This is a genomic window from Telluria antibiotica (genome assembly GCF_011682055.1).
Taxonomy (GTDB): Bacteria; Pseudomonadota; Gammaproteobacteria; order Burkholderiales; family Burkholderiaceae_D; genus Telluria; species Telluria antibiotica.
Genome location: NZ_JAAQOM010000010.1, coordinates 38802 through 54929, shown reverse-complemented (window position 1 = coordinate 54929; position 16128 = coordinate 38802). Strand labels below are relative to the sequence as shown.

Sequence of the window (16128 nt, the reverse complement as noted above, 5' to 3'; positions counted from 1 at the left end):
CATCAGAATGGCAGGTAGTGTTTCACGTAGTGGTCGACGAGCAGCGCGGCGAACAGCAGCGACAGGTACACGATGGACCAGGCGAAGGCCTTGCGCGCGACCTGGTCGCTGTAGTGCTTGTGGATCATCCAGCCGTAGCGCAGGAAGATCGCGTTCAGCACGACGGCGGCCGCGAGGTACACGACGCCGCTCATGCCGACGGCGTACGGGAACAAGGTGCACGCGGCGAGCGCGACGGAGTACAGCCATACCTGCTGCCCCGTGTACTGCATGCCGTGCGTGACGGGCAGCATGGGCAGGCCGGAACGGACGTAGTCGTCGCGGCGGTACATGGCCAAGGCCCAGAAATGCGGCGGGGTCCAGACGAAGATGATGAGGACGAGCAGCCATGCCTGCATCGGCACCTCGCCCGCGACGGCGGCCCAGCCGAGGGCGGGCGGCATCGCGCCGGACAGGCCGCCGATGACGATGTTCTGCGGCGTGTTCGGCTTCAGCAGCACGGTGTAGATGAGGGCATAGCCGACGAACGTGACGAACGTGAGCCACATCGTCAGCGGATTGACCATCGTGTACAGGATGCCCATGCCGGCGCCGCCGATGATGGCGGAAAAGATCAGCACCTGCGTGGGCGACAGCTCGCCCATCGCCGTGGCGCGGCGTGCCGTGCGGGCCATGCGGGCGTCGACTTCCGCCTCGATCAGGCAGTTGACGGCGAATGCGGCGCCGGCCAGCAGCCAGATGCCGATCGTGCCCCAGACGAGCACGTGCCAGCCGGGGAAACCGTCGGTGGCGAGGAACATGCCGATCACGGCGCAGAAAACGGCCAGCTGGGTGACGCGCGGCTTGGTCAGCGACCAGTACTGGGCCACGCGGCTGGGCGGTTTGTGGATGGCGGTTTGCGTAATCATGGGTGGCTCGCGGACGTCGCCGCCTCACGTCGTGGACTGCGCAGCGCCAGCTCGAGTTGATACTGTATCTTGTAGTTTAACATGGTCACCAGCAGGACGAGTCCTGCCGCCCCCGCGTTGTGCAGCACGGCGATGGGCAACGGGAAGCGCAGGTACACCGTCGCGATGCCCGTCATTGCCTGGGCGGCAAGCACGAGCGCCAGGTTGCGCGCCGTGCCGTGCAGGCCCGGCAAGCGCCATGCGCGCCACGCCGTCGCGCCCAGCACGAGCACGACGACGAGCGCGAAGTTCCGGTGCACCCAGTGGATCGCGGTCAGCGCGCCAAATGGCAGGTAATGCCCGGCGGCCGTCTTGCCCAGTTCGCGCCACAACGTGAAGCCATGTTGCCAATCCATCTCTGGGACAATTTGTCCATTACAAAGCGGGAAATCGCTGCACGCCAGTGTCGCGTAATTGGTACTCACCCACCCGCCCAGCGCCAGTTGCACGAGCAGCACGGCGCCCGCCAGCCACGCGAGCGGACGCAGGCGGCGCAGCGCCTCCACGGACGCGGCCGGGGCCGGCGGCGCGATCAACTTGTCTTCGCGGCCGCCGAGCCAGACGGCCAGCGCCAGCAGCGTGAGGCCGAACAGCAGGTGCAACGTGACGATGACGGGCTGCAGTTTCAACGTGACGGTCCAGGCGCCGAACGCGCCCTGCACGCACACCCACAGGAACAGCACGGTCGGCAGCAGCGGCCCGTGCGCGGGACGCCCGCCACGCGCGCGCGCGCGGCGCCACTCCAGCCACGACGCGACCATCAGCCCGATGATCAGGAAGCCGATGCCCATCGCGAGGAAGCGGTGGATCATCTCGATCCAGGCTTTCACTTTCGTCACGGGACCGGTGGGCATCAGCGCCTCGGCCGCCGCGATGTGCTCGTGCGCGAGGAACGGGTTCGCTTCGCCGTAGCAGCCGGGCCAGTCGGGGCAGCCGAGGCCGGAGTCCGTCAGGCGCGTAAAGCCGCCGAACACGATCAGGTCGAACGTGAAGAACGCGATCACCCACGCCAGCTTGCGGTATTTGTTCGTACCGGTCGCCGTCCACACGAGCGCGAGCGGCACGCTGGCCGCCAGGATGCCGGTCAGGGCCAGCAGGATGAAATTCGAGACTTCCATGGTGGTCAGCCGACGGACGACGCCTTCAAGAGCTTGTAGATGTCCTTGTAGACCTTGCGCACTTCCTTGAACTCGGGATCTTTCGGGAACCGCATCATCAGGTGGCCCAGCGGATCGATCATGTAGATGTGGTCGGCCGGCGTCGTGCCAGGGTCGGCGGGCAGCCACGAGGCGACCGCCTTCTCGTCGGCGCGCAGCATGTGGGTGCCGTCGAATTCGCGGATGACCAGCGTGTCGAGCGGCGCCTTGTCGGTGATGAGCCAGACGCGCTCGATGCGGTCCATCTCCTTGCCCTGCATCAGGCGCAGCTGGCGCATCGCGAACAGCTGCTTCTGGCACGCGTCCGGGCAGGCGCCCGGTCCCACCATCAGCATGACCCACTTGCCCTTGAACTGGTCCAGCGCCTGCGGGCGGCCGTCCAGCGTGGTCGTCGCCATCGCGGGCACCGGGTGGGCGCGCTGGTCGATCAAGGTGCCGTAGTTGTTGCGCTTCTCGGGCTTGATGACGTAATACGTGAAATACGATGCGATGATCGGCGACGCGCACACGGCCAGCACCAGCCACAGCATGCGGTGGCTTTTCTTGCGGGGGATTGCTGCCGCGTCAGCCTGCTTGTTTGGTTCCACTTCGAAATCCTGTCATCACAAAAAATAGGAAGGCCATCGCGGCCAGCGCATACCACTGGAAGGCATAGCCCTTGTGGCGGTCGACGTCGACGGCGGGCGCAGGCCAGTTGCGGATGGGTTCTCCGGCCGCGGCCGCCGGCGCATCCGCGCTCGTCTGTTCGACCACGACCGGCAGCACGGCCAGGCCGCTGGCCTGCGCGAACGTGGCCGGGTCGGCATTCTGCACGATGGCGCCGGGCTTGAGTGGCGGCGCCGCCCCGAGTTCCATCACGCGTGCCGGACGCAGCACGGCGACGCCTGCGATCGTCGTACGCCCGGCCGGCGTGGCCACATGCGGCACACGGTCGTGCACGGCCGGATCGCGCGGCAGCCAGCCCCGCTCGACGAGGACGACGGCTCCGGTATCCGCTATTCTAAACGGCATCAGCAAAATGAATCCGGTACGGCCGGCGAGCGGCCGGTTGTCGAGGAACAGCGGCCAGTCGCCGACGAACTCCCCCGTCACGGCGACGCGGCGATACTCGGCGGTGGCCGGGTCGAGGGGCTTCCCGTCGAGCACGAGCGGCGGCAGCGCGGCACGCTGCGTGAGGCGGGCCTGCAGCGCCGTCTTCTCGGCCGCGCGGCGCACCTGCCAATTACCCAGCATCACGCCGAGCGTCACGAGCGCGAGCATCGCGAGGAAAGGAATGGTTCTAAAACGGAAGCGCAGTCGCATACAATGCTCGTAAAACCCTGACAACCCACACTACTGGCCGCCCATGAAAATCGTCGTCGCCATCGCCTTCGTGCTCATCATCGGCAGCCTTGCCTCCGCGCTGTTCTTCCTCATGCGCGACAAGGGCCGCAGCAACCGCACCGTACAGGCCCTGGCGATGCGCGTGGGGCTGTCGATCGCTCTGTTCCTGTTCGTGCTGTTCTCGTACAAGATGGGCTGGATCCAGCCAAAGGGCCTGCACGCATAAAAAAACGTCGCTCCCGCGCGCGCGGGAACGACGTTGCGGATGTGTAGGGTGGGCACCCCGTGCCCACGCGTGACGTTCGCGTGATGCCGGCGTCCGCGTGGGCGGGGGCCGCCCACCCTACAGCCAGTACACGACCACGTACAGGCCCAGCCACACGACGTCGACGAAGTGCCAATACCACGCGGCACCCTCAAAGCCGAAATGGTGTTCCGGCGTGAAGTGGCCGCGCAGCACGCGGTACAGCACGACGGACAGCATGATGGCGCCCATCGTCACGTGGAAGCCGTGGAAGCCCGTGAGCATGAAGAACGTGGAGCCGTAGATGCCCGACGACAGCTTCAGGTTCAGTTCCGTGTACGCGTGGTGGTATTCATACGCCTGGAAACCCATGAAGATGGCGCCCAGCAGGATCGTCGCGAAGAGGAACAGCGCGGTGCGGGCGCGGTGGCCGGCGCGCAGCGCGTGGTGGGCGATGGTCAGCGTGACACCAGAGCTCAGCAGCAGCGCCGTGTTGATCGTTGGGATCGGGAACGGGCCCATCGTGCTGAACTGTTCCACCGTGCCGGCCGGGCCGACATTGCCCCAGTGGCCCGAGTAATCCGGCCAGATGATCTTGTGGTCGAGGTCGGACAGCCACGGCATCGAGATCGTGCGGGCATAGAACAGCGCGCCGAAGAATGCGCCGAAGAACATCACTTCCGAGAAAATGAACCAGCTCATCGACCAGCGGTAGGACAGGTCGATGCGCTCGCCGTACTTGCCCGATTCCGACTCGCCGATGGCGTCGCCGAACCAGTTGTACAGCACGATCAGCATCGCGACGATGCCGGCCGTGCACACGCCAGGACCCCAGGCGGCCCCGTTGACCCAGCCGGACGCGCCGGCCATCGTGCATAGCATCGAGATGCCGGCCGCCAGCGGCCACCGGGACGGGCCGGGGACGAAGTAATACGGCGCGGTATGGGGTGAACTCATGTATATCTCCTCAATCAAGCATTGTTTCGAATCCGGGGTATTGCACTTCCCTGCTTTCGTGTTGCTTATATTTTTTTCTTAACCTTTGGCGACGACCATCCGCACGACAAAGACGAGGATGCCGATGAACAGCGCCACCCCGATCAGCCCGCCCACGATCACGTGGATCGGGTTCAGGTTGGCCGCGTCGTGCTCGTAGTCGCGGCGCTTGCGCACGCCGAAGAACGACCAGAACACGGCCTTCATCGTGGCGCCGAACGACGCGGTTTTTACGGACGCCTTGTCGTCCTTGTCGTGGTTTTCCATGATCAGTTCTGCGCCGCCACGGCGCCGCCGATTTCGAAGAACGTGTACGACAGCGTGATGTCCTTCACCTCGCGCGGCAGTTTCGGATCGATGAAGAACACGACCGGCATCTGCTTCGCCTCGTTCGGTTTCAATACCTGCTCCTTGAAACAGAAGCACTCGACTTTCTTAAAGTACGGCATCGCGGACTGGGGCGCATAGCTCGGGATGGCCTGCGCCTTCACGGTACGCGCCTGCGTGTTCACGACTTCGTAGACGACGGTGGCCATCTCGCCCGGGTGCACGGCTATGCTGCGCTGCGTCGGACGGAAGCGCCACGGGCCCTGGGCGTTGCCGTCCAGGGTGACGGTGATCGTGCGCGTCTTGTCCACCTGCGTATTGGCCGGGGGCGCCACCGTGCCGTCCTTTTGCGTGAGCACGTTGATGCCGAGCGCCTCGCACACCTGGCGGTAGATCGGCACCATCGCATAGCCGAAGCCGAACATGATGCACGCGACTACGACCAGCTTCGTGAGGACGGTCCGATTCAGACGCAGGCGGCCGGATTCCTCGTGGCGGCCTGCGTTCGTTTCCGCTTGCATGACGTCCTCAGCTCAGCCACAGGCGTTTGACGAACAGCGCGACGAAGAAGAACAACGCCAGCCCGGCCAGCCACAGGGCCGTGCGCCGGTTGGCCTTCTTCAGCTGCTGCGAACGAGCGTCGTTCATCACCGTCTCACTTCACCACGGGCGGGTGCTCGAAGGTGTGGAACGGCGCCGGGCTCGGCACGGTCCACTCCAGGCCTTCCGCGCCTTCCCACGGCTTCGCCTCGGCCTGCTTGCCGCCGCGGATGGTCGGCAGCACGACGAAGAACAGGAAGTACACCTGCGTCAGGCCGAACAGGAACGCGCCGACAGAGACGATCTGGTTGAAGTCCGTGAACTGCACGGCGTAGTCCGCATAGCGGCGCGGCATGCCGGCCAGGCCCAGGAAGTGCATCGGGAAGAACGTGACGTTGAACCAGACCAGCGAATTCCAGAAGTGGAACTTGCCGCGCCATTCCGGATACATGTGGCCCGTCCATTTCGGCGCCCAGTAGTAGAAGCCGGCGAACAGGGCGAACAGCGAGCCTGCGACGAGCACGTAGTGGAAGTGGGCGACGACGTAATAGGTGTCCTGCATCTGGATGTCGATCGGCGTGACGGCCAGGATCAGGCCCGTGAAGCCGCCCATCGTGAACACGAAGATGAAGCCGACGGCGAACAGCATCGGCGTCTCGAACGTCATCGATCCCTTCCACATCGTGGCGACCCAGTTGAACACTTTCACGCCGGTCGGCACCGCGATCAGCATCGTCGCGTACATGAAGAACAGCTGGCTCGTCACCGGCATGCCGGTCGTGAACATGTGGTGGGCCCACACGATGAACGACAGGATCGCGATCGATGCCGTCGCGTACACCATCGATGCGTAGCCGAACAGCGGCTTGCGGGCGAATGCCGGGATGATCTGCGAGACGATGCCGAATGCCGGCAGGATCATGATGTAGACCTCGGGGTGGCCGAAGAACCAGAAGATGTGCTGGTACATGACCGGGTCACCGCCGCCGGCGGCGTTGAAGAACGACGTGCCGAAGTGGCGGTCGGTCAGCGTCATCGTGATGGCGCCTGCCAGCACGGGCATCACGGCGATCAGCAGATAGGCGGTGATGAGCCAGGTCCAGCAGAACATCGGCATCTTCATCAAGGTGAGACCCGGCGCGCGCATGTTCAGGATCGTGACGATGATGTTGATGGAACCCATGATCGACGACGCGCCCATGATGTGCAGGGCGAAGATCGCCATGTCCATGCCCGGGCCCATCTGCGTCGACAGCGGCGCGTACAGCGTCCAGCCGGCCGCGGTGGCGCCGCCCGGGACGAAGAACGACGCGGCCAGCAGGATGGCGGCAGGCGGCAGCAGCCAGAACGAGAAGTTGTTCATGCGCGCGAACGCCATGTCGGACGCGCCGATCTGCAGCGGGATCATCCAGTTGGCGAAGCCGACGAACGCCGGCATGATCGCGCCGAACACCATCACGATGCCGTGCATGGTGGTCAGCTGGTTGAAGAATTCGGGGCGGAAGAATTGCAGGCCGGGCTGGAACAGCTCGGTGCGGATCATCAGCGCCAGCACGCCGCCCGAAAGCAGCATGGTGAAGGCGAACCACAGGTACAACGTGCCGATGTCCTTGTGGTTGGTGGCAAAGAGCCAGCGGCGCGCGCCGACCGGGTGGTCGTGCGCGTGGTCGTGGCCATGGTCGTGCGTATGATCGATGGTGCTGGAAGTCATGTCGGTATCCTAGTCGTGCGGGACAGCAAGGGCCGAAAGCGGTGGCGCGACGGCCCGGTCCCTTGAATCCAAACGCTTGTTGAGCTTGTCTGCCTTATTTGCCGCGCGCAGCCAGGACCTCGGACGGCTGGACGATGTTCTCGTCGGCCTTGTTGGTCCAGTTGTTGCGGGTATAGGTGATGACGGAAGCGATCTCGGAATCCGACAACTGCTTCCACGCCGGCATCGCCGACGGATACTTGCCGCTGTGCTTGCCGTTCAGCAGTACGTCGATCTGCCCGGCTTTCGGACCGAGGACGACCGGCGATCCGACCAGCGGTGCAAACGCGCCCGGCACACCCTGGCCATTGGCCTGGTGGCAGGCCACGCAGTTGGACGCAAAGACTTTTTCGCCTTTGGTCTTGAGCTCGTCGATGGTCCAGACCTTGTTCGGGTCATCGGCCAGCGCGGCCATGCGCGTCTTCTCGCCGTTGACCCACGCGGTGTAGTCTTCGGCCGAGACGACTTTCACGACGATCGGCATGAACGCGTGGTCCTTGCCGCACAGCTCGACGCAATTGCCGCGATAGGTGCCGATCTGCTCGGCCTTGAACCACGTGTCGCGCACGAAGCCGGGGATCGCGTCCTGCTTGACGGCGAAGGCCGGGATCGTCCACGAGTGGATGACGTCGTTGGCCGTCAGCACGAGGCGGACCTTCCTGCCGACCGGGACGACGACGGGATTGTCGACCTCGAGCAGGTAGTTCTCCGTGCGCTTCTCGGTGGGAGCGACGCCCGGCTCGCCCACTTGCGTGCGCGGCGTGGCCAGGTTCGACAGGAACGAGATGCCTTCGCCCTCGCCCTTCAGGTAGTCGTAGCCCCATTTCCACTGCATGCCCGTGACCTTGATGGTCAGGTCGGGGTTCGACGTGTCCTTCATCTGCACGACGGCGTGCGTGGCCGGCAGGGCCATGCCGATGACGATCAGGAACGGGATGATGGTCCAGGCAATCTCGACCGTGGTGGATTCGTGGAAGGTGGCCGGCTTGTGGCCGAGGGATTTGCGGTGCTTGAACACCGAGTAGAACATGACGCCGAACACGCCGATGAAGATGACGAGGCAGACCACCATCATCCAGTTGTGCAGGCTGTAGATATAGGCCGCGATGCCCGTCACGGGTTGCTGCAGGTTCAGCTGAAGTGCTTCCGGACGTCCGGTCACGACTGGACCGGGCTCCGCTACTGCCGGAATGCTGGCCGCCGCTATCGCGAGACCCAGCATCAACGCTTTGAATCGTTTTGCATATGTCATGTTGTCCCCAACCACCTTTAGAAGAGAAATTTCTTGAACGGAAGCGATCCTCCATACCGATGGAGGAAGCCACGGAAGACAACTTCCGTTCCGAAATCCTTTTTAAACTAAACGCAACCACTTCCCGGGCGCCGGCGGACGCTGCGGGACTCGACACCGTCCAGCGGGGCGCCGTCTGGCACCCTCGATGAACGATGACTTCAAACCTTGCTTGCGGGGGATACTTGATACGTTGCCACGTATCCCCGGGTGATGCTCCAACCTCCAGGCGTGTCGACGAATCGTTGCGATTCGTCGAGTTACCCTTCGACCCTACGCTTTTATGCTTAATTTTTTAGCGTTTTTTTGATTCAGTCGAAAAAAGTGTGTTTGATTATACTGAAAGCGGTAATTTTTATTCAAGGAAAATTACCGCGATCGTATACACCCTGCATACACGACACCGGCCCGGCGCTCGTCACCGCGGCCGCGGCGGCTGGAAGCGGACGATCGCCTCCCCCGCCGCGGTCGTCTTCGGCGCGGGCCGGAATGCATGGCCGTAGATGACCTCGAACGTCAGCCCCAGCTTGCCGTCCGCGCGCCGCCCCGCTTCCAGCGCGTCGCGCATGCGCTGCCACGCGGCCCGGCCGACGAGGCCGCGGCGGCGCGTGGCCAGCGGATTGCCGCCGAACGCGCGCACGTCGGCCAGCAATTTGTCGGCAGTGTCGTACGTGACCGTGATCTGCTCCATGTCCATGACGGGCGTCGTGAACCCCGCTTCCACGAGCTGGTCGCCGAAGTCGTGCATGTCGACGAACGGCAGCGTGTGCGGGGTTTCGTCCATCGCCGCGAACGCCGTGCGCAACTCGCGAAACGTATCCGGACCGAAATTCGAGAACATCAGCAAGCCGTCCACGCGCAGCACGCGGCGCCATTCGGCGAACACGCGGTCGGGTTGCGGATGCCAGTGCAACGCCAGGTTCGACCAGACGAGGTCCAGCGAGTTCGGCCCGAACGGCAGGTTGCCGAAGTCCGCGCAAACGAGGTCGATGCCGGCCTTGGCCGGGAGCAAACGGCTGAGCAGCGACCGGGGCGCCTGCGCGGACCCGGCTGCGGCCAGCATCGCAGGTACGGCGTCGAGGCCCAGCACCTGCGCGGCCGGGTAGCGCTTCTGCAGTTCGGCGATGTCGACGCCCGTGCCGCAGCCGGCGTCGAGCACGTGGCGCGGTGCCGTCTTGACGAGCGTGAGGCGGTCGAACATGCGGCTGGCGACCTCGCGCCGCAGGAAGTCCGACGGGGCGACCCGGTCGGGGTCGGAAAACAGCTGGCGCACGCGGACCGGATCGATCGGCGCGCTCATTTTGGATGGGGCTTGGGGTGAAACCATGGCGGGGCTGCGGTGAATGGGATAATGGCGCGAGTGTACATGATGGGTTTTGGGTCCGTGCGCGATGGCTAAGTTTGGCAACTCATCTGGCAACCTGACGATGTTCCGTGTCCCGGCCGTAAGACTCTGGCCGGGGGCATTGCTGCGCGTGCTGCTGCCGTCGACGTGCGCCCTGTGCGGCGGCGGCTGCGACGACGTCGTGTGCGCCGGCTGCCGCGACGCGTACGCGCGCCCGCGGGCGATGCGCTGCGAACAATGCGCGAATCCGCTGCGGGAACCGACTGCCCTCTGCGGCCGCTGCCTGGACGATCCGCCCGCGTTCGATGCCACTGTCGCGGCCGTCGATTACGCGATTCCGCTCGACCAGCTCGTCCTTCAATTAAAATTCGGCGCCCGCCTCGCGCTGGCACCATGGTTCGCGCGCCAGGTGCGCGACGCCATGCTGGCCCGGCCGAACCTGGCGCTGCCCGATCTGCTGTGCCCCGTGCCGCTGGGTCCGCGCCGGCTCGTGGAGCGCGGCTTCAACCAGGCGCTGGAAATCGCGCGGCCACTGGCGGCGGCGCTCGGGGTAGCATGTCATCCGGCGCTCGCGCTGCGCACGCTCGACACGCCGGCGCAGTCGGGTACCGCGCCGGACGCGCGGGCGCGCAACGTGCGCGGCGCGTTCGCCGTGGCCGATCCGGACGTCGTCGAGGGGCGCCACGTCGGCCTCGTGGACGACGTCATGACGAGCGGCCACACGCTGGGCGAACTGGCCGCCGCGTTCAAGCGCTGCGGCGCGGCGCGCGTGACGAACCTCGTGTTCGCGCGCACGCCACCCCATCCGTAATCGAAGGAGAGTTAATGTTTCACGTCGTACTGGTCGAACCCGAGATCCCGCCCAACACGGGCAACATCATCCGCCTGTGCGCGAACACGGGGGCGCAGCTACACCTCGTCGAACCGCTCGGCTTCCCGCTGGACGATGCCAAGATGCGCCGCGCCGGCCTCGACTACCACGACTACGCGACGATGAAGGTCCACAAGAACTGGGACGCGTTCCTCGCCGACGCCAGGCCGGACCCCACGCGCATGTTCGCGATGACGACGCACGGCTCGGCGCCGTTCGCGGACGTCGCGTTCCGTCCCGGCGACGTGTTCGTGTTCGGTGCGGAATCGCGCGGCCTCGACCCGGCGTTGCGCGAATCGTTCCCGCCCGCCCAGCGCATCCGCCTGCCGATGATGCCCGGCAACCGCAGCCTGAACCTGTCGAATACCGTGGCCGTCGTCGTCTACGAGGCGTGGCGGCAGAACGGGTACGCGGGCGGGAACTGAGGCCGTTCAGAACGTCCGCGTGGGCACGGGGTGCCCACCCTACGATGTAGCGATGCCGTAGGGTGGGCACCCTGTGCCCACGCGTAAGCCGGCGGACCGCAACGCCACGCGTAGGCAGTGTATTCTCAGCCGCCGTATTGCCGGATTTTGGCCACGAGCCTGGTCGTCGACCGGTCGTGCGCAAAGTCGATGGCGACGGCCTTGCCGCCGTACGCGATCACCGCCTTGCCTTCCGGGATCTCGCTCATGACGTAGTCGCCGCCCTTCGCGTAGATGTCGGGGCGCGCTTCCTGGACGACTTCCAGCGCCGTGTCCTCGTCGAATTCCACGACGAGGCTGACGGATTCCAGCGCGGCCAGCACGGCCATGCGGTCGGCCAGCGTGTTCAGCGGGCGGTCGTCGCCCTTGCCCAGGCGTTTCACGGACGCGTCCGTGTTGACGGCGACGACGAGCGACGCCCCCAGTTCGCGCGCCTGCGCCAGATAGGTCACGTGGCCGCGGTGCAGGATGTCGAAGACGCCATTCGTCAGCACGACGGGTTGCGGGAGGTCGGCGACGCGTTGGGGCAAGGTCGCGCGGGTGCAGATTTTTTGTTCGAAGATAGCCATGACCGCATTCTAACTCGCGGCCGGCGGTTCCTCTTCCGGCTCGTCGATCAGCATCGACAGCTCGGCCGGCTTCGCGGCGGCACCGCCCTCCCCGGGCTCCTTGCGCTCGCCCGACAGCTTGATCTGCAGCCGCAGGCCGTTCGCGGAATCCGCGTTGCGGATGGCCTCGTCGTAGCTGATGAAGCCTTTGTTGTAGAGCTCGAACAGCGCCTGGTCGAACGTGCACATGCCCAGCTCGCGCGACTTCTGCATGATCTCCTTGATGCTCTGGAAATTACCTTTCAAGATCATCTCGCCGATCGTCGGCGTGTTCAGCAGGATCTCGATGGCGGCCTTGCGGCCCTTGCCGTCTTCCGTGCGCACGAGGCGCTGCGACACGATGGCGCGCAGGTTCGACGACAAGTCCATCAACAGTTGGTTGCGCCGCTCTTCCGGGAAGAAGTTGATGATGCGATCCATCGTCTGGTTCGCATTGTTCGCGTGCAGCGTGCCGAGGCACAGGTGACCCGTTTCGGCGAACGCGATCGCGTGTTCCATCGTTTCCGTGTCGCGGATCTCGCCGATCAGGATCACGTCCGGCGCCTGGCGCAGTGTGTTCTTCAGCGCGTTGTGCCACGACAGCGTGTCGACGCCGACCTCGCGGTGCGTGATGAGGCAGCTCTTGTTCTTGTGGACGTATTCGACGGGATCCTCGACCGTGATGATGTGGCCTGCCGAATTGCTGTTGCGGTAATCGATCATCGCCGCGAGCGTGGTCGACTTGCCGGAACCCGTGCCGCCGACGACGAGCACGAGCCCGCGCTTCGTCATCACGACGTCCTTCAGCACCTCGGGCAGGTCGAGCTTTTCGAAGTTCGGGATTTCCGACGCAATCGTCCGCACGACCATGCTCACGCTCTGCTGCTGCACGAACACGTTCACACGGAAGCGGCACACGCCCGGCAGCGAGATGGCGAAATTGCACTCCATCTCCGCCTCGAACTCGACGCGCTGCCGCTCGTTCATCAGCGCCAGCGCGAGCGCACGCGTGACGTCGCCCGTCAGACGCTGGTTGCTCAGGGGTTTCATCGCGCCCTGGTGCTTCATGCTGGGCGGGAAATCGGCCGAGATGAACAGATCGGAGCCGCCCTGGTGGTTCATCACCGTGAGCAGCTTGTGCATATAGGCCTGGGCTTCCGCCGGGCCGAAGTTCGAAGACATGGGATGCCTCATTGTTAACGCACGGCAACATCGCCAGCCCGGCCATTATATCCATGGCTTTACCGGTAAAATAGTGCCAGACTGCCTGAAAATCAGGCAAACGTGTCTTCCAGAACACGGCCGGTAAGAACATACTCAAAAACCATGACACTGACCGAACTGAAGTACATCGTCGCCGTCGCACGCGCCCGCCACTTCGGGCATGCGGCCGAAGCGTGTTTCGTTGCCCAGCCTACGCTGTCCGTCGCCATCAAGAAACTCGAGGACGAACTGGGCGTGACCCTGTTCGAACGGGGTGGATCGGAAGTGTCCGTCACGCCGCTGGGCGCGCAGATCGTGGCGCAGGCCGAGCGCGTGCTCGAGCAGACGGCCGCCATCAAGGAACTCGCGAAGCAGAACAAGGGCCCGCTGTCCGGACCGCTGCGCCTGGGCGTCATCTACACGGTAGGCCCGTACTTGCTGCCGCCCCTGGTGAAGAACCTGATCGAGCACGTGCCGCAGATGCCGCTCGTGTTGCAAGAAAATTTCACCGTGAAATTGCTCGACCTGCTGCGCCAGGGCGAGCTGGACGCCGCCATCATGGCCTTGCCGCTGCCCGAACACGGCATGGCCGTTCAGCCGCTGTACGACGAACCGTTCGTCGTCGCGATGCCGAAGAATCATCCGTGGGCCAGCCGCACGGACATCTCGGCCGAGGACCTCAAGAGCGAGACGATGCTGCTGCTGGGCACGGGCCACTGCTTCCGTGACCAGGTGCTGGAAGTGTGCCCGGAGATGGCGCGCTTCTCTTCGTCGCCGGGCAACGGCATGCAGCGCACGTTCGAGGGCTCGTCGCTGGAAACGATCCGCCACATGGTCGCGAGCGGCATCGGCCTGACCGTGCTCCCGCGCGCGTCCGTGCCGGACATGAGGGACCCGAACGGCATGCTGACGTTCGTCCCGTTCAAGGACCCGGCACCGTCGCGCCGCGTCGTGATCGTCTGGCGCAAGAGTTTTACCCGCCGCGCCGCCATCGACGCCGTCGTGAAGGCCGTCGCCGATTGCGGCCTGCCCGGCGTCGAGATGGTCACGCTCGAGGCCGCGGCCTGACGCACGGCGGCGCCCGCCGCCGCCACCTCACCGTATGCCTCGCGCCGGCCGCCGACCACCGGCCACGGCCCGACAGGCTACAATCTGCGACTTGCAGATTTTCAACCAGACTCGACACATGAACAAGCTGGCGCTCTATTTCCGCCTGGTCCGGGCCCACAAGCCGATCGGCATCCTGCTGCTGCTGTGGCCCACGCTGTGGGCATTGTGGATGGCGTCGAACGGCCATCCCGATCCGATGATCCTCGCGATCTTCGTCGTCGGCACGGCGCTGATGCGCTCCGCCGGCTGCGCGATCAACGATTACGCGGACCGCGACTTCGACCGCCACGTCAAGCGCACGGTGGACCGCCCGCTGACCAGCGGCCGCATCAAGGGCTGGGAAGCGCTGATGGTGGCGGGCGTGCTCGCGATCGTGTCGTTCCTCTTGATCCTGCCGCTGAACGCGCTGACGAAGGCGCTGTCCGTCGTCGCGGTGATCATCGCGGGCAGCTATCCGTATTTCAAGCGCTTCTTCGCGCTGCCCCAGGCGTACCTCGGCATCGCGTTCGGCTTCGGCATCCCGATGGCGTTCGCCGCCGTGCAGGGCCAGGTGCCGGCCGTCGCGTGGTGGCTGCTCGTGGCCAACGTGTTCTGGTCGCTGGCCTACGACACGGAGTATGCGATGGTCGACCGCGACGACGACCTCAGGATCGGCATCCGCACGTCCGCCATCACGTTCGGCCGCTACGACGTCGCGGCGATCATGGTGTGCTACGCGGCGACCCTGGGCATCGACCTCGCGTGCGGCTGGTCGCTGGGGCTGCGCTGGTGGTTCGTGGCCGGCATTCTTGTCGCGGCCGCGATGGCCGTCTACCACTACACGCTGATCCGCGGGCGCGACCGCATGCGCTGCTTCGCCGCGTTCAACCACAACAACTGGTTGGGTGCGGCCGTGTTCGCTGGCGTCGCGCTAGACTATGCATTAGGATAATATTGTCCGTAACATAATCGATAACGAAAAGGTTCATCCCATGATGGAAAAAATCCCGACCCAGTCCGGCGCCCGCGACCAGTTGCTGTCCGACCTGAAGACCGTCATCCAGGACGCGGAAGCGTGGCTGCGCCACAGCGGCCACCTGACCGGCGAAGAATTCAAGGCTGCCAAGGTCAAGTTCGAGCGCACGCTCGTGAAGGCCAAGGAAGACATCGTCCGCCTGGAAGAAGCCGCCGTCGAAAAAGCCAAGGTCGCCGCCAAGGCCACCGACGAGTACGTGAAGGAAAACCCGTGGAAGGCCGTCGGCCTCGGCACCGCAGTCGGTGTCGTGATCGGCATGCTGATCGCCCGTAAATAATGGGCTTCCTGGCGGCTGGAGGACGCATCGCGGCGACGCTCGCCGCGATGGTCGGCACGCGCCTGGAACTGGCCGCGGTCGAGTTCCAGGAAGATGCGCGCCGCCTGCTGGGCCACGTCGCGTGGACGCTGTTGGCGGTGTTCCTCGCGGCCGGCGCCCTGCTGCTCGCGGCGCTGTTCGTCATCGCGCTGTTCTGGGACACGTACCGCCTGCAGGCCGTCGGCGGCATGGCCGTCCTGTTCGGCGCGGTGGCCGGTATCATCCTCATGAAGGTCCGCGCCGGCATGAACGCGGAGGCGCCGCTGCTGTCCGCCACCCTGGCCGAGCTGCGCAACGACATCGACTACCTGCGCCACGCGGTGGCACACTCGCATGCCGGAGGCGCCGATGAATAAAGCCGCCCTCGCCGCCCGCCGCGCGGCATTGATCGACCAATGCGCCGAACAGCGCGTGGGCCTCGCCTACGAGCTGAAGGCGCTGCGGCCGTCGAACCTGCTGGGCGGTTTTCCGCTGGCGGGCTATGTCGCCGCCAACCGCAAGCTCGTGCTGGGCGTGGCCGGCACCGTGCTGGGACTCGCCCTCATGCGCCGCAAACGCCTAGCCGGCCTCGTCACCTCGGCGCTGTCCGTGTGGAAGACGGCGCGCGGCGCGCTGGGTATCGTCGCGCAGTTGCGCCGCTGA

General features: G+C 65.2%; 21 protein-coding genes. 8 read left to right on the top strand and 13 right to left on the bottom strand.

All coding sequences use genetic code 11. The features are described 5' to 3' along the window. Positions 1–2: 2 nt before the first annotated feature. The 4 genes from cyoE to HAV22_RS16950 are packed head-to-tail and all read right to left on the bottom strand — an operon-like array spanning position 3 to position 3406. Positions 3–908 (bottom strand): heme o synthase, encoded by a 906-nt coding sequence (cyoE, locus tag HAV22_RS16965; RefSeq protein WP_166860581.1) that lies wholly within the window; start codon positions 906–908, stop codon positions 3–5. Then, positions 905–2065, bottom strand: coding sequence for a COX15/CtaA family protein (locus HAV22_RS16960; protein ID WP_166860580.1), 1161 nt, complete (start codon positions 2063–2065; stop codon positions 905–907). Before HAV22_RS16960 ends, cyoE begins: the two co-directional genes overlap by 4 nt. A 5-nt stretch (positions 2066–2070) precedes the next feature. Further along, positions 2071–2691, bottom strand: a complete 621-nt coding sequence (locus tag HAV22_RS16955; RefSeq protein WP_371869670.1) for an SCO family protein — start codon at positions 2689–2691, stop codon at positions 2071–2073. After that, on the bottom strand, positions 2669–3406 hold the full coding sequence (locus tag HAV22_RS16950) for an SURF1 family protein (RefSeq protein ID WP_166860578.1): 738 nt from the start codon (positions 3404–3406) through the stop codon (positions 2669–2671). Before HAV22_RS16950 ends, HAV22_RS16955 begins: the two co-directional genes overlap by 23 nt. 43 nt (positions 3407–3449) lie before the next feature. Between HAV22_RS16950 and HAV22_RS16945 the strand changes: the two genes are divergently transcribed. Then, positions 3450–3653: a twin transmembrane helix small protein gene (locus tag HAV22_RS16945; RefSeq protein WP_166860576.1), complete on the top strand. Its 204-nt coding sequence runs from the start codon at positions 3450–3452 to the stop codon at positions 3651–3653. 117 nt (positions 3654–3770) lie between these two features. On the opposite strand, the gene HAV22_RS16940 is transcribed toward HAV22_RS16945, so the two are convergent. The 7 genes from HAV22_RS16940 to HAV22_RS16915 all read right to left on the bottom strand — a co-directional run bounded on the left by HAV22_RS16940 (position 3771) and on the right by HAV22_RS16915 (position 9875). Continuing rightward, positions 3771–4628, bottom strand: coding sequence for a cytochrome c oxidase subunit 3 (locus HAV22_RS16940; RefSeq protein WP_166860574.1), 858 nt, complete (start codon positions 4626–4628; stop codon positions 3771–3773). A gap of 78 nt (positions 4629–4706) precedes the next feature. After that, complete coding sequence (locus tag HAV22_RS16935) at positions 4707–4934, bottom strand: DUF2970 domain-containing protein (protein WP_166860572.1); 228 nt, start codon at positions 4932–4934, stop codon at positions 4707–4709. A gap of 2 nt (positions 4935–4936) precedes the next feature. Then, a complete protein-coding gene (locus HAV22_RS16930) occupies positions 4937–5515 on the bottom strand; it encodes a cytochrome c oxidase assembly protein (protein ID WP_166860570.1) in 579 nt (192 codons plus the stop codon). 7 nt (positions 5516–5522) lie between these two features. Beyond that, positions 5523–5642 (bottom strand): cytochrome oxidase small assembly protein, encoded by a 120-nt coding sequence (locus tag HAV22_RS31205; RefSeq protein ID WP_229421284.1) that lies wholly within the window; start codon positions 5640–5642, stop codon positions 5523–5525. A 7-nt stretch (positions 5643–5649) separates the two neighbouring features. After that, positions 5650–7245: a cytochrome c oxidase subunit I gene (gene ctaD / locus HAV22_RS16925; RefSeq protein WP_166860568.1), complete on the bottom strand. Its 1596-nt coding sequence runs from the start codon at positions 7243–7245 to the stop codon at positions 5650–5652. A 94-nt stretch (positions 7246–7339) separates the two neighbouring features. Further along, a complete protein-coding gene (gene coxB, locus HAV22_RS16920) occupies positions 7340–8536 on the bottom strand; it encodes a cytochrome c oxidase subunit II (protein WP_166860566.1) in 1197 nt (398 codons plus the stop codon). 457 nt (positions 8537–8993) lie between these two features. Further along, complete coding sequence (locus tag HAV22_RS16915) at positions 8994–9875, bottom strand: methyltransferase domain-containing protein (protein ID WP_166860564.1); 882 nt, start codon at positions 9873–9875, stop codon at positions 8994–8996. Between the two features lie 127 nt (positions 9876–10002). Here HAV22_RS16915 and HAV22_RS16910 point away from each other — a divergent pair, with 127 nt between their 5' ends. Both HAV22_RS16910 and trmL read left to right on the top strand, forming a co-directional pair. Beyond that, positions 10003–10731 carry a ComF family protein gene (locus tag HAV22_RS16910; protein WP_166860562.1) on the top strand — a complete coding sequence of 243 codons (729 nt, stop codon included), beginning with the start codon at positions 10003–10005 and terminating at the stop codon, positions 10729–10731. Between the two features lie 14 nt (positions 10732–10745). Further along, positions 10746–11216, top strand: coding sequence for a tRNA (uridine(34)/cytosine(34)/5-carboxymethylaminomethyluridine(34)-2'-O)-methyltransferase TrmL (trmL, locus tag HAV22_RS16905; RefSeq protein ID WP_166860560.1), 471 nt, complete (start codon positions 10746–10748; stop codon positions 11214–11216). A gap of 125 nt (positions 11217–11341) precedes the next feature. On the opposite strand, the gene rfaE2 is transcribed toward trmL, so the two are convergent. Together rfaE2 and HAV22_RS16895 are read right to left on the bottom strand one after the other, a co-directional pair. After that, positions 11342–11824 (bottom strand): D-glycero-beta-D-manno-heptose 1-phosphate adenylyltransferase, encoded by a 483-nt coding sequence (gene rfaE2, locus HAV22_RS16900; RefSeq protein ID WP_166860559.1) that lies wholly within the window; start codon positions 11822–11824, stop codon positions 11342–11344. A gap of 9 nt (positions 11825–11833) precedes the next feature. Beyond that, positions 11834–13024 carry a PilT/PilU family type 4a pilus ATPase gene (locus tag HAV22_RS16895; RefSeq protein WP_166860556.1) on the bottom strand — a complete coding sequence of 397 codons (1191 nt, stop codon included), beginning with the start codon at positions 13022–13024 and terminating at the stop codon, positions 11834–11836. A gap of 144 nt (positions 13025–13168) precedes the next feature. Between HAV22_RS16895 and HAV22_RS16890 the strand changes: the two genes are divergently transcribed. The 5 genes from HAV22_RS16890 to HAV22_RS16870 all read left to right on the top strand — a co-directional run bounded on the left by HAV22_RS16890 (position 13169) and on the right by HAV22_RS16870 (position 16128). After that, positions 13169–14113 (top strand): hydrogen peroxide-inducible genes activator, encoded by a 945-nt coding sequence (locus HAV22_RS16890; protein ID WP_166860554.1) that lies wholly within the window; start codon positions 13169–13171, stop codon positions 14111–14113. 118 nt (positions 14114–14231) lie between these two features. Next, positions 14232–15086, top strand: a complete 855-nt coding sequence (ubiA, locus tag HAV22_RS16885) for a 4-hydroxybenzoate octaprenyltransferase (RefSeq protein WP_166860553.1) — start codon at positions 14232–14234, stop codon at positions 15084–15086. Between the two features lie 40 nt (positions 15087–15126). Further along, positions 15127–15447 carry an ElaB/YgaM/YqjD family protein gene (locus HAV22_RS16880; protein ID WP_056122587.1) on the top strand — a complete coding sequence of 107 codons (321 nt, stop codon included), beginning with the start codon at positions 15127–15129 and terminating at the stop codon, positions 15445–15447. Continuing rightward, a complete protein-coding gene (locus HAV22_RS16875) occupies positions 15447–15842 on the top strand; it encodes a phage holin family protein (protein WP_166860551.1) in 396 nt (131 codons plus the stop codon). The genes HAV22_RS16880 and HAV22_RS16875 overlap by 1 nt, the downstream gene beginning before the upstream one ends. Further along, positions 15835–16128 carry a hypothetical protein gene (locus HAV22_RS16870; RefSeq protein ID WP_166860549.1) on the top strand — a complete coding sequence of 98 codons (294 nt, stop codon included), beginning with the start codon at positions 15835–15837 and terminating at the stop codon, positions 16126–16128. The genes HAV22_RS16875 and HAV22_RS16870 overlap by 8 nt, the downstream gene beginning before the upstream one ends.